Origin of the sequence: Flavobacterium sp. MEB061 (genome assembly GCF_000834715.1) — a bacterium.
GTDB lineage: Bacteria > Bacteroidota > Bacteroidia > Flavobacteriales > Flavobacteriaceae > Flavobacterium > Flavobacterium pectinovorum.
On record NZ_JXQR01000074.1, the window covers coordinates 322,693 to 336,327 of the forward strand.

The following is a 13,635-nucleotide window of genomic DNA, read 5'->3' on the forward strand; positions in this document are numbered from 1 at the left end:
GTTCATTTTTGTCGAATGGGTGTTTTCCTTATTTATTTTTATTTGCGCCCATTCTTTAACCTCCAGAACTGATTACTCTGGAGGTTATTTATTTTTAGCTACAATTATTTCTTTATTATTCTATTTCTGGGAATTATAAAAATATTTTCTTTCCTTCCTGGGCAGCTTTATATATCGCATTAATGACTTTGATGTCTTTCTTGCCTTCTTCGCCCGTAATATGATCCGGTAATTTTTTATTTTCTGCTAATACCTTACAGATTCCATCCAACTGCGTTTTTTGTTGGTTTATTACAGGAAATTTTAATTCTTTTTCTGAAGTTTTCCCTACAAACGGACCATAACTAAGCGCAGGACTCATTTCGAAGAAACCTTCATCTGCAGAAGCGTAAAATCTGTCTACATAAAAACCGCAGGAAGTATTACAATTGGCAACCGCGCCACTCGGAAATTCCATTTGCCAGCTGATGCTTTCTTCAGTTTCAGAAAATCTGTCTTTATCATTTACAGTTCCAAATTGGGCTGTTACAGCAATTGGTTCTTCGCCCAGAACATAACGCGCACTTTGAATACAGTAAATTCCCAAATCCATCAATGGGCCGCCACCAAGTGCTTTTGTCAATCGCCATTCGTTGCGGTCTTTTTTATCTACTTTAACTTTACTAATTGTATCGTAAGTTTTATACCCCAGTGAAGCTTCAATAAAACGAACTTGTCCGAATATCTTATTTTGTCCTAATCGTTTAATTTCTAAATGATAAGGCTCATAATGCAAGCGATAACCCATGGCTAGTTGAACATTTGCATCATTACAGGCTTTGATCATTTCGTCGCAATCTTTTACAGTTACCGCCATTGGTTTTTCGGTTATGACATGTTTACCGGCTTTTGCAGCACGAATAACAAATTCTTTATGCAAACCATTTGGTAAAACAACATACACCAAATCAATATCTTTGTTATTAATTATTTCATCAAAATTTTGATAGTTGTAAATGTTCTTTTCAGGAATATTATATTGTTTTTTCCATTTTTCAGCCTTAGAAGGTGTTCCGGTAACAATTCCTGCAAGAGTGCAATATTCAGAAACCTGAATTCCCTGAGCCAGCAGACCAGCGTAAATTCCTAATCCGCAAAGGGCTATGTTAATTTTTTTGCCTGTATAAATTTCCTGCTGATTTCCAGGCAATTCTAAAAAGGAGGGAAGCGTAGTCAACACAACTGAAGCTCCAACGCCAACGCCAAATTTATTCACAAAAGAACGTCTTGATATTTTTTCCATAAAAATTACTGTTTTAGTGAAACATTTTAGTATTAGTAACTAATTTCATAAAATGTTACATAATAATCTTTAGAACTGTTTGGGTTTTAAATTTTTAGCAGCAAGCGTTGCAACTTCATTAACCCTGTTTTGTTTGGTTTCGGGTCTTTTAGCGACAGTGACCCATTGTAAAATCATTTTTTTTACTGATTTGCTTAAACTCATAAAAAAATCTTTTGAACCCGGATTTTCTTCAAATGCGATTTCCAGTTCTTCAGGAATCGTTAATTCTTCAACTTCATCAAGAATATTACACGAACCATTTTCTTTTGCTCTTTCAATGCTTTCGTAGCCCGCTTTCTGCATTAATCCGTCTTTAATAAGGCGTTCTACTTTTGCTTTATTTATTTTAGACCATGCGCTATTGGGTTTTCTTCGGGTAAAAAACTGGATAAAAGTATCATTCCCGATAGATTTTCTAGTGCTGTCAATCCAGCCAAAACAAAGCGCTACGTCTACGGCATCGCTCCAGTTAATCGTGGGTTTATTGGCTTGTTTTTTATAACAAACTAGCCAAATAGATTGTTTTGAGTTATGGTTTTCAATCAGCCATTCTCTCCAGTCTTTTTGGCTGGCCGGACAAAAAGTTTCTAAATCATTCTGTTCCATTTTGTTTTTATTTATCGCATTGTGATTAATCGTAATTTGGTAATTGATTGATTTTATCATTTTTAAAAGTTATACTACAAAACTAAAAGGGCTGAATGACAACCCTATGTCAACAGTAAAAACTAATCCTGCTTTTATTTTTCAAGCAGAAACAAAATATATTCGCCATGATTAGAAAAACCTTTTTCTTTCTCGATAAATCCTTTCTTTTTATAAAACTCGACGGCTTTGGTATTTTGTATCAGGCATTTTAATGTAACAGGCGAATTCATAGTTTTAATGGCTTCGTTGAGCAAAATTGTTCCAATATTTTTATGCTGATGTTCTTCATCAATATATAAATGATGAACGAAATTATCGGGAAGCCATAACGAAATAAATCCAACGGCTTTATTATTTAATACAGCAACTAAAACAAATTCTCCTGCAGTTTCACGGTCAAAATCATCAAGATTGTACTCGATAATATCCTCTAGCCAATAAAATGTTTTTTGACGAACTTCAAGAAATATTCTTTTTAAATCGGGAATATGATTTTTGTTCTTTTCAAAAATTTGAATCATTTGTCGTTAATTATTTAAGGCAACAAATTACTCTTTTTTTCAATTCGATAATTTACAAATACATTAAATCATTATTACATTCCGTCTCTAGAAATTTGAAGTATCGAAATTTTTATTGGTGCAGATAACAAAGAATATTTTAAAAGCTATTTTAAAAAAAATCTCCTTAACACAATGATGTTAAGAAGATTTTGTATGGTTTAGTAAAGTATTTCTTTTGCTTAAATTTTGTCCAGTGTTAATTTCATTTCTTTACTGTCCAAAATCAATTTATCATCTGTAATAATACTTTCACAAGGATATGGGGTTCCGGTTTCGTCTTTAATTACGAGTTTTTTACCTCCATTTGTTAGTGCGTAAGTACCATTATTTATTTCTCCCTGTAAAAACCCCGTCACATGCCCGTCTTTTGTAAACGTTAAAGTTCCGTTAGTTAAAATTACATTTTTCAGAGAATCAGAAAGAGGCATTTTTGCTTCAACAGCGGTAATTTTCCAGGAATTTACCAGTTTGTTTCGCCCTTTGCATGAAACCATTATGATAGTTAATAATGCAATCCCAAAGATAAATAAGTTAGATTTTTTCATGATTTTGTGATTAAAGTTAGATAATATGAAATTACAAAAATAATTTCAATTAAAAATCTAAAAATCAAATATTTACAAAAACAATCAAAAGATTAAACTTACAATTAACAAAATCATATAATCAAAAAAAGGCTCGCAGATCGAATCTACAAATAAACTTAGCAACTTATCCTCTTAGAACCTTAGCGCCTTAATTAAGCGTTAAAGCTCCCAAAATTTCCTCATACATAAATGGTCCGCCCGGGTATTTGGCAGTATAATCAAGATTTAGCCAAACCTGGCCACGCTCATCGATATGGTAATGTAGTTTTTGCTTGTAACTTTCTTTGGGGAAAAGTACATTTTTTATCAAATAATTGACCTTTTCTAAATCGATCGAAGAACCAATTAGTATTTCAGGGTAAATATGTCCTTTGGTATGTATTAATCTTGGAGTTCCGCCAATTGACCGAATCGCCGCCGCCATCAAAATAGAATGATCATCACAATCTCCCGAAAAATATTCTAACGATTCGCTGGCCGTTGCAATATAATCGCCTTCTTTTGGGTCGTTTACGTAATTCCAGCGGCTGTTTATTTCTTTAAAAACAGCAAAGCACTGAATCGTTGTTCTATAATCAGAATAGCCTCTTATGCCTTTAAAATGCTTTGTAGTAGCCATAATGGCAAAGTTTCGAACTTTCGGATTTTGATATTCTATAGCACTAATAATCAATGATTTGTTTGGAAATGGAAGTAGTTTTGCGACAATAATATCCTGAGGATACGGATTGTCTGACATTGTATAAATCATGGAGTTATAATCTTCTGAAATCTCATTAAAACCGTAATTTCCTATTATCGAACCATAAACCAATACTAATAAATATATTGCAATACAGGCAATTATAATTGTTCGCAAATACATCAAAAGAAAAAATACTGCAGCAAAAACAAACAAAAACATAAAAACGCGATCCAGATTAAAGGCCCATTCTAACTCGATCAGGTTTTGATGCAGAATGATAAAAATGGGTATCGTTATCAAAAGACTCAAAACGCTAATAATAATCCTGTCCCAGGGTGATTTCACCTGTAATTTGGATTTTAATTGCGGAAAGTCAATTTTAGGAAATTTTATCATAAGAATCAAAAGCAGTATTTACAGCGCTTTTACAGTTTCAACAAAAGTACTTTTTTTATCAATAATTCCGAGATCAAATAATTGATTTTGAATTTTATCGAATGCTTTTTCATTTAAATGTTTTTGCGACCATTGTGTTAGCTTTAACCATTCCTGAATATCTTCAAGTTGTTGGTTAAAAAGTTCGGCCAGAGTTTTATCAATATCCGGAATCTGCGCAAAATCGTGTGTAGTTTTATTAATTACTTCCAGAATTTTTTCGACCGCTTTTGAATTTTTCTTCAAAAATTCGTCACGAACCGTAATTACAAAAGAAGGCCATGGAGTAGGGCAGTCACCAACACGTCTAAAAACTCCCTGATCTACAAGAGGTTTTGTCATAAAATGTTCCCACATAAAATAATCGGCAGTTCCGTTTGTCAAAGCTTCAACAGCACCATCAATAGTATTTACGATTTCAAATTGTAAGTTATCGGTTTCCCAGCCTTGATTATTGGCATTTACATACGCCATTAATTCTGATCCGGAACCTTTTCTGGAAATAGCAACTTTTTTATTTTCAAGATCTTTTATAGTGTGGAAATCAGATTTTGCGCCAACGTGAATCCCCCAAATTAAAGGCGATTGCACATAGATCTGAACAATTTTGCTTGGGTTTCCTGCAATAATGTCTTTTACAATTCCTTCTGTTAAAATAACCGCAATATCAGCCTCTCCGTCACGAAGCATCTGACACATTTTACCGGTTCCTTCGGGAATATTTGTCCATTGCAAATCAATGTTTTCAGCTTCAAATTCGCCATTTTCGATGCATATACGCCATGGCAAATTGAAGTGTTCAGGAACACCTACAATTTTTACAGTTTTCATTAGGTTTAAGTTTAAGTTAAGTTGTTTGGTATGCGTATTATAAGTTTGTTTGTCGTTTATTAGTTTTTCATTAAATCTGCTCTGTGTTTCTCTGATATACAAGGTTCTGCGTATTCTATTACCGAAAGCGATTCGTATTCATCCAAAAGGCTTTTTACAATAGAATAATCTACACTTTTTACAATTTCCGCAGCCAGAAACGTATCGTTTAAAGCTTCTGAAACACAATTAATCGTTTTTAATTTCTCTCTGATGATTTCTTTGTCAAAACCTTCTTGTAAAATTAAAATCTGAATAATTGAATTTCCTGAATTTTCTATAGTTTCTTTATGGATAAAACATTTTTCATCCTCATCATATTCAGCACGAAAAATATCATCTGTTGCAATCAAAGGTCCAAAAAACGGAATGTTATCCAGTTTGTAATACCCTTTTTCAGAATCAATAATTTCAGCCCACATGGTTTCTGAAACAATTTCTTCTAAGTAAGTGCTGTAATATTTGAATAGTATTTTTTTATGTGTTTCTGTCATTATTAATGTTGTAACCGTTTATAATTAGAAAATGTGTCAATTAGAAAATTAGATAATTCAAAAATTCAAGCATTATCTAATTTTCTAATTCTCTAATTTTAAGATCGTAATTGCCTGATATGATGCTCTAAATGATCGACATAATCTGTCATTAAAAACCTTAGATCAATTACAGATTCATCACTTAGGATAATTTTATAATCTAAAGCCTTTTCATCTACAGATTTCATAAGTCTTAGAATTTGTTTGTTTATTGAAAGCCAGAGCTCTGTTAAATCATGAATATCCATTATTTGATATTGATTTAAATTTACTAAATCTATCTGATTATATGGCCTGTGACGATAAGGTTTTTCTACATAATTAATCTCTGTAAAACGAACCAAATTATGAATTGCAGAATCAACCAAATGCCCTAATATTTCTTTTTTAGACCATTTTCCGGTTTTTTTTTCTTCTAAAATACCCCGATCAATTGTTGGAAAATAAGGTGCATTTTCGTCCAATAATTTCTCAAATCTAGAAATAGCTTCTTCCATAAATTATCTAATTATTTCTGAGCTAATTTGTTTAATGTATAAGTAATTAGCTCGTCAACAGCTTTATACGGATCTTCACTAAAAGTTCCCGACGCACGATTGGCAATAATAGCATTCAATGACAAAGCATTATGACCTAAAAGAGCCGAAAGTCCGTAAATAGCCGCAGTTTCCATCTCTAAATTAGTGATTCTTTCCTCATTAAAAGTAAAATTATCCATTTTATTATTTAATTCTTCGTCCTGAATATTCAAACGTAAAACACGTCCTTGCGGACCGTAAAATCCTCCGGCAGTTGCTGTAATTCCTTTAAAAATTTTATCAGATTCAATTACTTTTTCCAGTTTTTCTGAACAGGCAATCGCATATGGTTTTCCTTTGCGAATGTCCCAATTGGTATGCGTTACAAAAGCATCTTCAAGAGCAATGTTTGAAACATCATCAATTAAATAGGAGCGAAGCATGTTGTCTAATCCAAGTGCGAATTTTGACATTACAAAACTATCCACCGGAATATCAGCCTGCAGCGAACCCGAAGTTCCAATTCTGATGATATTTAAAGAAGTTAGATTTTCTTTTGGCAAACGCGTTTTTAAATCGATGTTTACCAAAGCATCCAATTCGTTTAAAACAATATCAATATTGTCAGGGCCGATTCCTGTTGACATTACTGAGATTCTTTTTCCTTTATAAATTCCCGTTTGGGTTTTAAATTCTCTTTTTTGGGTTGAATATTCAATCGAATCAAAAAACTGAGTAATTTTTTCTACTCTGTTTTGGTCTCCAACAAATATTATATCGTGTGCAATATGTTCAGGAAGAAGGTTTAAGTGATAAACGCTTCCGTCTGGATTAAGTATTAATTCTGATGATTTTATCATTTTTTTTGAGGTACTAAGGTTCTGAGTGGCTAAGGTTCTAGGTTTTTTCTAAAATACCAATTTTCAATTTTCAAATTCCAAATTCCAATTTTTAAAAATCTAAATATTCATGACAAAGCTTTGCGATCTTTGCCTTTTTACAAAGCTTAGAAATATTCCTAGCGAACTTTGCGGTTAAATTTTCACGCTTAAATTATTGGAATTTGGGATTTAAAAAAAATGGAATTTAATTTTATCCCCCAACTCTTTTTGTTTTAAATCCTTTTTCTTTTAAAATTGCCATAATTTTATCCCGATAATCGCCTTGAATGATGATTGAATCGTCTTTAAAAGTTCCGCCTACGCTAAGCTTTGTTTTAATTTCCTTGGCCAGGATTTTAAAATCTTCATCGCTTCCTTCGTAGCCTTCAATTATGGTAGTTGCTTTTCCTTTTCGTTTTTCAAATTTACAAATCATAGGTTCTTTCTGAACGTAAAGAACATGATCTTCCTGCTGAACTTCTTCAGGTTCATTTGATTGTACGTGATCCGGAAATAAATTTTTTAATTGGTCTTGTAAGTCCATACTTTATTAAATTCCAAATTATAGTTTTTAAAAATTAAATTCCAAATTCCAATAGATTACTATTTTTGGAATTTGGAATTTAAAAATTGAGATTTAAAAATGTTATTTTTTAATTAAACCTAAGTCAACTAAACGTTCGTATAAATAATCTCCTGCAGTGATATCCTCAAATTTCTTAGGGTTCTCTGCATCAATACAATTCTCTAAACAATCCAGACGCATATCGCTTACGGGATGCATAAAAAACGGGATAGAATAACGAGAAGTTCCCCATAATTCTCTTGGCGGGTTAACTACTTGATGTATCGTTGATTTTAATTTATTATTGGTATGTCTTGACAACATATCACCCACATTAATTACTAATTCATCATCTTGTGCAATGGCGTCAATCCATTCGCCATCATGATTTTGAACCTGTAATCCTTTTCCCTGCGCTCCCATTAAAAGCGTAATCAGGTTAATATCTCCGTGAGCTGCTGCACGAATTGCGTTTTCTGGCTCAGAAGTAATTGGTGGATAATGTATTGGTCTTAAAATAGAGTTTCCTTCTTTTGCATATTGATCAAAATAAAACTCATCTAAACCTAAATGCAGAGCAAGGGCTCTTAATACATAAACGCCTGTTTTTTCAAGCATTTGATAGGCCTCTTTACCAACAGCATTAAAACGTGGTAACTCTTTAACTTCAACATTGTCAGGGTATTCTGCAGCATATTTTGAAGCTGCATCAACATACTGCCCAAAATGCCAAAACTCTTTTAAATCTCCCTCTTTACGTCCTTTAGCATGTTCTTTTCCAAAAGAAACATAACCTCTTTGTCCGCCTATTCCGGGAATTTCATAATTATGCTTAGTTTCTATTGGCAAAGCGAAAAATTTTCTAATCTCGCCATAAAGTTCGTCTACCAACTGATCATCTAAGAAATGACCTTTTAGGGCTACGAAGCCAATGTTTTCAAATGCACTGCCGATTTCATTTACAAATTTTTGTTTACGTTTCGGGTCGTCCGAAAGGAAATCACGTAAGTCTACACTAGGAATGTTTTGCATACTTTACATTTTTTATTTAAAAAGAATAAGGAACGGTAATTCCTTACAATAACAAAGGTAGATAATATTTTAGATTTGAATTTTAAAAATTAATATAAAATTGAATTTAAACGTAATAATTTAACCATTAAACAGTAAAATCTATTTTTGATTATAATGCATTTTAACCGTCTTTAGACGATAAAAACATGTTAATAATAGAGATAATACCTGTATTTTCTAATTAAAAAATCTATTTTTATAAAAAATAATATTATGAAAATAGGATTAATAGGATTTGGAAAAACAGGAAAAGCAGTGGCATCAGTATTATTGCAAAACAAAAAATTTTCTCTCGAATGGGTTTTAAAAAGAAATACCGCTTTAGAAAATCGCAATACAGCTGAATATCTCGGAATTGATTCTGATCAAGCAGGAAAAATATATTCGAGTTCGACAACTTCAATACCAGAACTTTTGGATAATCAGCCTGTTGATGTCATAATTGACTTTTCGTCTGCATCAGGAATTTATACTTACGGAGAAGCGGCAAGTGAGCGAAAAATCAAAATAATTTCAGCTATTTCTCATTATAGTAATAAAGAGAAGGATTTTTTAAAATCGCTTTCAAAACTTACAACCGTATTCTGGAGTCCGAACATTACTCTTGGCGTAAATTATCTCTTATTTGCTTCTAAATTTCTAAAGAAAATTGCTCCCTGGGTTGATATTGAAATCATTGAAGAACATTTTAAAGGTAAAGACGGAATTTCAGGAACTGCCCTTAAAATTGCAGAAACTCTGGATCTGGAAAAAGAAGATATTAACTCTGTAAGAGCCGGTGGAATTGTGGGTAAACATGAAGTGGTTTTCGGATTTCCTTTTCAAACTGTCAGACTAATTCATGAAAGTATTTCGCGCGAAGCTTTTGGAAGCGGCGTTGTCTTTGTTGCCGAAAATCTAACCGACAAAAAAGAAGGTTTATTTAATTTTGAAGATATATTAGCGCCTTATTTTGCCCTTTAAATTTTATTTTAATGCAAATAATTATTATGAATAATTTTCCTACTTTTGACCGGTCAAAAAAATTACATTCATAGCATTTAATTATTTAACTAATAATGTTAATTTTTTTATATTTTTATAAATTCAAAAGCAACTACAAAAACAAAACCTAAATGATTTTTTACAGACAAAATCTCACCAATCCTCAATTACTTGATTTATACAAAAAAATACTAAAACCCAGATTAATCGAGGAGAAGATGCTAATCTTAATCCGACAGGGAAAAGTATCCAAATGGTTTTCAGGAATAGGGCAGGAAGCAATCTCTGTAGGGATTACTGCGGCTTTGGATGAAACAGAATATGTATTACCAATGCACAGGAATCTTGGAGTTTTTACTACAAGAAATATTCCGTTGCACAGACTTTTTTCGCAATGGCAGGGAAAAGCAAATGGTTTTACAAAAGGAAGGGATCGTAGTTTTCATTTTGGAACCCAGGAATATAATATAATAGGAATGATTTCGCATTTGGGGCCGCAGTTAGGAATTGCAGATGGAATTGCCCTTGCAGATAAACTTCAAAAAAATAAAAAAGTAACAGCTGTATTTACTGGTGAAGGCGCAACAAGTGAAGGTGATTTTCACGAAGCGCTGAATATTGCCGCTGTCTGGAAATTGCCTGTAATGTTTGTTATCGAAAATAATGGCTACGGACTTTCGACTCCAACAAATGAGCAGTATTTATGCGAAAATCTGGCCGATAAAGGTATTGGCTATGGTATAGAGAGCCATATTATTGACGGAAATAATATTATTGAAGTTTATAACAAAATAACACAGTTAAAAAAAGAAATGCAGGAAGATCCGCATCCGGTTTTATTAGAGTTTAAAACCTTTAGAATGCGTGGTCATGAAGAGGCAAGCGGAACTAAATATGTGCCTGAAGAAATGATGAAGGAATGGGCTACAAAAGATCCTGTAGATAATTACAGAATGTTTTTATTGGATGAAGGAGTTCTAACGGAAGAATATGATAACACATTGAGAGCCGAAATTAAGCAGGAAATTGACGAGCAATTGGCTATTGCAAATGCTGAACCTGAGATTGTGCCTACTTACAGCGGAGAATTAAATGATGTTTACGCACCATTTGAATATGAAGAAGTTAAATCAAAATCTGAAACCAGAAATATTCGTTTTATAGATGCCATCAGAAACAGTCTTGAACAATCATTACAACAACATTATCGTCTTATTTTAATGGGGCAGGATATTGCAGAATATGGTGGTGCATTTAAAATAACAGAAGGTTTTGTTGATCTTTTTGGAAAAGACAGAATACGCAACACTCCAATTTGCGAAAGCGCAGTAGTTTCTGCCGGAATGGGATTGTCAATTAATGGCTATAAAGCTGTTGTCGAGATGCAGTTTGCTGATTTCGTTTCAACAGGATTTAATCCAATTGTAAACTTATTGGCAAAATCACATTACCGCTGGGGCGAAAAAGCCGATGTTGTAATTCGTATGCCTTGCGGCGGCGGGACTCAGGCGGGACCTTTTCATTCGCAGACAAACGAAGCCTGGTTTACAAAAACTCCGGGGTTAAAAGTGGTTTATCCAGCTTTTCCGTATGATGCAAAAGGATTATTAAATACTTCTATTAACGATCCGAATCCGATATTATTTTTTGAACACAAACAATTATATAGAAGTGTTTATCAGGATGTTCCAATAGATTATTATACAATTCCGTTAGGAAAAGCGGCTCTTTTAAAAGAAGGAAAATCAGTTACGATTATCTCTTTTGGAGCGCCTGTTCACTGGGCTTTGGAAACTTTGGCAAATAATCCTGAAATTGAAGCTGATTTAATTGATTTAAGAACTTTACAGCCTTTAGACACAGAAACTATTTTTGCATCGGTTAAAAAGACCGGAAAAGTGATTATATATCAGGAAGATACCTTGTTTGGTGGAATTGCCAGCGATATTTCGGCCTTAATCATGGAAGAATGTTTTGAATATCTTGACGCTCCGGTAAAAAGAGTAGCAAGTTTAGATTCTCCAATTCCGTTTACAAAAGCACTTGAAGATCAATTTTTACCTAAAAATCGTTTTGAAGAGGTTTTAATTGAGCTTCTAAGATATTAAGTTTCTAAGCTGCTAAGGTTCTGAGGTACTAAGGTTTAAAAAAACTAGTATCTCAGAACCTTAGTCCCTTTATTAACCTTCTAAAAAAACCTTAGAACCTTAGCTACTTAGCATCTCAGAACCTTTAAACAATAACTACAAATCGCTGGCCATCAATATTTTCTGCATTCCATATTTTCTCAATATCAACCAAACTTACTTCTTCAATATTTACTTTAAGTTTATTTTGAGCTGCCAGAAGAAACATTTCCGGAAGAATTTCTGAAAACAATAATTTGATTTCTTCTTTTGCCCAGCTTCCTAAGCCTGAACCTGATAACTGTAGATCGACGCTTCTTAAAATTCCTGATGAGAGTTGAATTGTATCACCGGCCATTCCTCCAATAGTTACATATCTTACTTTGTTTGTGAATGCTCCATTTCCTTTTAAAATAGAAAGAATTAATTCTGCCGGATGTCCCCACAAATAATCCAGAATGATATCTATAGGCGTATTTAAGTGAATTGCTTTTAGCTGAGCAATAAAATTTTCATCATTTTGTTTAAGCGAAATAGCTTCGTCAGCGCCTAATTCTAAAAGACTTTGAAGTGTTTTTTCATTTCTACCGGTAACAATAATTTTTTTCGCTCCATAATGTTTCGCAATCTGAATTGCCATTTGACCAGTAAATCCGGTTGCGCCGTTTATCAAAACCGTTTCTCCTTGTTTAATTTGAGCTCTAAATTTTAAGGCCATTGCTGAACCTGCAACCGCATTAGGCATTGAAGCCGCAATTGCATTACTAATTCCGTCCGGTAGAGGCACAGATAAATTTTTATCAATAATAGCCTTTTCAGCCATTGTACCGCTAATTCCACGGGCATAAACTCTTGTTCCGTCTTCCAGTAAACCAATTGCGTCACTACCAACTACAAAACCGTTTTGACTCTCATTTTCAGATGAATAATGTGCTCCGCTAGCTTTTCCTTTATCAAGATTGGTAATTGCAACGGCTTTAACCGACATTAGAATTTGATTTTCATTTTGTACAATTGGCTTTGCAATTTCTGCATATTTTGGCATTTCGCCTTTTTTATAAACTACTGCTGCTTTCATAATTATTTAATTTTATGATGCAAAATTAGACAGCAGTTTATGTGCCGACGATAACATTTGTTATCAAATAAATACAAGTGCTATGTTTTTAAACCATATAAGTTATATAAGTAATTATAAGTCAAGCTTAAATGAACTTATATAACTTATATGGTAAAATGATATGTTGAAATTCTCTATTTTTTATGAACCAATTTGCTTTTTATTCGGCTTAAATGAACCGTAGTTACACCAAGATAAGAAGCTATATAATGTTGAGGAACGCGTTGTATAATTTGAGGTTTTTCTTCAATTAAAGTAAGGTAACGCTGAGTAGGGGAGTCTTTTATAAATGAAACAAAATGTCTGATATAATCAAATGTACGCTGAAAAATCATATCGATGAAACGATCTCTTAACTCCGGAATTTCTTTTACTTCTTCCAGAATTTTATCCATATCGTTTTTAGATATCCACCAAATTACAGATGGCTCAATGGTTTCGATAACAACCGGACTTGGGAATTGTTTTATGAAACTTTCAATTGAAGCTACACTTTGATTTTCAAAGAAAAACTGCGTCGTAAGATCTTTTCCGTTATTGTTAAACCAAACTCTGACACAACCTTTTTCAATTATAAAAAGCTTCTTTGAAACTTCACCTTCTTCCAAAAGTGTTGTTTTTGCAGGAACTTCAATACGATTGAAATAATTGGTGTATTCGATCCAGCGTTCGTCGCTTATTGGGAATTTATTTCGGAATTTGGTGAACATTGAAAATTT

Annotated in this window: 15 protein-coding genes; 2 read left to right on the forward strand and 13 right to left on the reverse strand. The window is 33.0% G+C overall.

Annotated elements, in window-relative coordinates:
• Positions 1–133: 133 nt before the first annotated feature.
• From RT99_RS22510 to RT99_RS22560, 11 genes are all read right to left on the reverse strand, one after another.
• Positions 134–1,282: a Gfo/Idh/MocA family protein gene (locus RT99_RS22510; RefSeq protein ID WP_042566976.1), complete on the reverse strand. Its 1,149-nt coding sequence runs from the start codon at positions 1,280–1,282 to the stop codon at positions 134–136.
• A gap of 69 nt (positions 1,283–1,351) precedes the next feature.
• Entirely contained in the window at positions 1,352–1,990 is a 639-nt protein-coding gene (locus tag RT99_RS22515; RefSeq protein WP_242607244.1) for a YdeI family protein, read from the reverse strand.
• 74 nt (positions 1,991–2,064) lie between these two features.
• Positions 2,065–2,493, reverse strand: coding sequence for a GNAT family N-acetyltransferase (locus tag RT99_RS22520; protein WP_052483770.1), 429 nt, complete (start codon positions 2,491–2,493; stop codon positions 2,065–2,067).
• A gap of 221 nt (positions 2,494–2,714) precedes the next feature.
• Positions 2,715–3,080, reverse strand: a complete 366-nt coding sequence (locus RT99_RS22525; protein WP_042566977.1) for a hypothetical protein — start codon at positions 3,078–3,080, stop codon at positions 2,715–2,717.
• A gap of 190 nt (positions 3,081–3,270) precedes the next feature.
• A complete protein-coding gene (locus RT99_RS22530) occupies positions 3,271–4,203 on the reverse strand; it encodes a transglutaminase family protein (protein ID WP_042566978.1) in 933 nt (310 codons plus the stop codon).
• An 18-nt stretch (positions 4,204–4,221) separates the two neighbouring features.
• The gene (locus RT99_RS22535) at positions 4,222–5,073 is read right to left on the reverse strand and encodes a substrate-binding domain-containing protein (RefSeq protein WP_042567220.1); all 852 of its coding nucleotides are present in this window, start codon (positions 5,071–5,073) and stop codon (positions 4,222–4,224) included.
• A 59-nt stretch (positions 5,074–5,132) separates the two neighbouring features.
• Positions 5,133–5,606: a DUF4265 domain-containing protein gene (locus RT99_RS22540; RefSeq protein ID WP_042566979.1), complete on the reverse strand. Its 474-nt coding sequence runs from the start codon at positions 5,604–5,606 to the stop codon at positions 5,133–5,135.
• Positions 5,607–5,704: 98 nt separating this feature from the next.
• Positions 5,705–6,145, reverse strand: a complete 441-nt coding sequence (locus RT99_RS22545) for a DinB family protein (protein ID WP_052483771.1) — start codon at positions 6,143–6,145, stop codon at positions 5,705–5,707.
• Between the two features lie 11 nt (positions 6,146–6,156).
• Positions 6,157–7,026, reverse strand: a complete 870-nt coding sequence (locus tag RT99_RS22550; protein ID WP_042566980.1) for a nucleoside phosphorylase — start codon at positions 7,024–7,026, stop codon at positions 6,157–6,159.
• A gap of 232 nt (positions 7,027–7,258) precedes the next feature.
• On the reverse strand, positions 7,259–7,591 hold the full coding sequence (locus tag RT99_RS22555) for a translation initiation factor (RefSeq protein WP_042566981.1): 333 nt from the start codon (positions 7,589–7,591) through the stop codon (positions 7,259–7,261).
• A gap of 102 nt (positions 7,592–7,693) precedes the next feature.
• The gene (locus tag RT99_RS22560) at positions 7,694–8,644 is read right to left on the reverse strand and encodes an isopenicillin N synthase family oxygenase (RefSeq protein WP_042566982.1); all 951 of its coding nucleotides are present in this window, start codon (positions 8,642–8,644) and stop codon (positions 7,694–7,696) included.
• Between the two features lie 255 nt (positions 8,645–8,899).
• Between RT99_RS22560 and RT99_RS22565 the strand changes: the two genes are divergently transcribed.
• Positions 8,900–9,649, forward strand: coding sequence for a 4-hydroxy-tetrahydrodipicolinate reductase (locus RT99_RS22565; RefSeq protein ID WP_042566983.1), 750 nt, complete (start codon positions 8,900–8,902; stop codon positions 9,647–9,649).
• Positions 9,650–9,801: 152 nt separating this feature from the next.
• Entirely contained in the window at positions 9,802–11,778 is a 1,977-nt protein-coding gene (locus RT99_RS22570; protein WP_042566984.1) for a thiamine pyrophosphate-dependent enzyme, read from the forward strand.
• Between the two features lie 124 nt (positions 11,779–11,902).
• Here the strand turns inward: RT99_RS22570 and RT99_RS22575 are convergent, their stop codons facing one another.
• Together RT99_RS22575 and RT99_RS22580 are read right to left on the reverse strand one after the other, a co-directional pair.
• Positions 11,903–12,874: a zinc-binding alcohol dehydrogenase family protein gene (locus RT99_RS22575; RefSeq protein ID WP_042566985.1), complete on the reverse strand. Its 972-nt coding sequence runs from the start codon at positions 12,872–12,874 to the stop codon at positions 11,903–11,905.
• A 176-nt stretch (positions 12,875–13,050) separates the two neighbouring features.
• On the reverse strand, positions 13,051–13,626 hold the full coding sequence (locus RT99_RS22580) for a Crp/Fnr family transcriptional regulator (RefSeq protein WP_042566986.1): 576 nt from the start codon (positions 13,624–13,626) through the stop codon (positions 13,051–13,053).
• Positions 13,627–13,635: the final 9 nt, after the last annotated feature.

Excerpts from the sequence above, each read along its gene's own strand:
- RT99_RS22510 (WP_042566976.1), bottom strand. The coding sequence starts at position 1,282 with ATGGAAAAAATATCAAGACGTTCTTTTGTGAATAAATTTGGCGTTGGC.
- RT99_RS22515 (WP_242607244.1), bottom strand. The coding sequence starts at position 1,990 with ATGATAAAATCAATCAATTACCAAATTACGATTAATCACAATGCGATA.
- RT99_RS22520 (WP_052483770.1), bottom strand. The coding sequence starts at position 2,493 with ATGATTCAAATTTTTGAAAAGAACAAAAATCATATTCCCGATTTAAAA.
- RT99_RS22525 (WP_042566977.1), bottom strand. The coding sequence starts at position 3,080 with ATGAAAAAATCTAACTTATTTATCTTTGGGATTGCATTATTAACTATC.
- RT99_RS22530 (WP_042566978.1), bottom strand. The coding sequence starts at position 4,203 with ATGATAAAATTTCCTAAAATTGACTTTCCGCAATTAAAATCCAAATTA.
- RT99_RS22535 (WP_042567220.1), bottom strand. The coding sequence starts at position 5,073 with ATGAAAACTGTAAAAATTGTAGGTGTTCCTGAACACTTCAATTTGCCA.
- RT99_RS22540 (WP_042566979.1), bottom strand. The coding sequence starts at position 5,606 with ATGACAGAAACACATAAAAAAATACTATTCAAATATTACAGCACTTAC.
- RT99_RS22545 (WP_052483771.1), bottom strand. The coding sequence starts at position 6,145 with ATGGAAGAAGCTATTTCTAGATTTGAGAAATTATTGGACGAAAATGCA.
- RT99_RS22550 (WP_042566980.1), bottom strand. The coding sequence starts at position 7,026 with ATGATAAAATCATCAGAATTAATACTTAATCCAGACGGAAGCGTTTAT.
- RT99_RS22555 (WP_042566981.1), bottom strand. The coding sequence starts at position 7,591 with ATGGACTTACAAGACCAATTAAAAAATTTATTTCCGGATCACGTACAA.
- RT99_RS22560 (WP_042566982.1), bottom strand. The coding sequence starts at position 8,644 with ATGCAAAACATTCCTAGTGTAGACTTACGTGATTTCCTTTCGGACGAC.
- RT99_RS22565 (WP_042566983.1), top strand. The coding sequence starts at position 8,900 with ATGAAAATAGGATTAATAGGATTTGGAAAAACAGGAAAAGCAGTGGCA.
- RT99_RS22570 (WP_042566984.1), top strand. The coding sequence starts at position 9,802 with ATGATTTTTTACAGACAAAATCTCACCAATCCTCAATTACTTGATTTA.
- RT99_RS22575 (WP_042566985.1), bottom strand. The coding sequence starts at position 12,874 with ATGAAAGCAGCAGTAGTTTATAAAAAAGGCGAAATGCCAAAATATGCA.
- RT99_RS22580 (WP_042566986.1), bottom strand. The coding sequence starts at position 13,626 with ATGTTCACCAAATTCCGAAATAAATTCCCAATAAGCGACGAACGCTGG.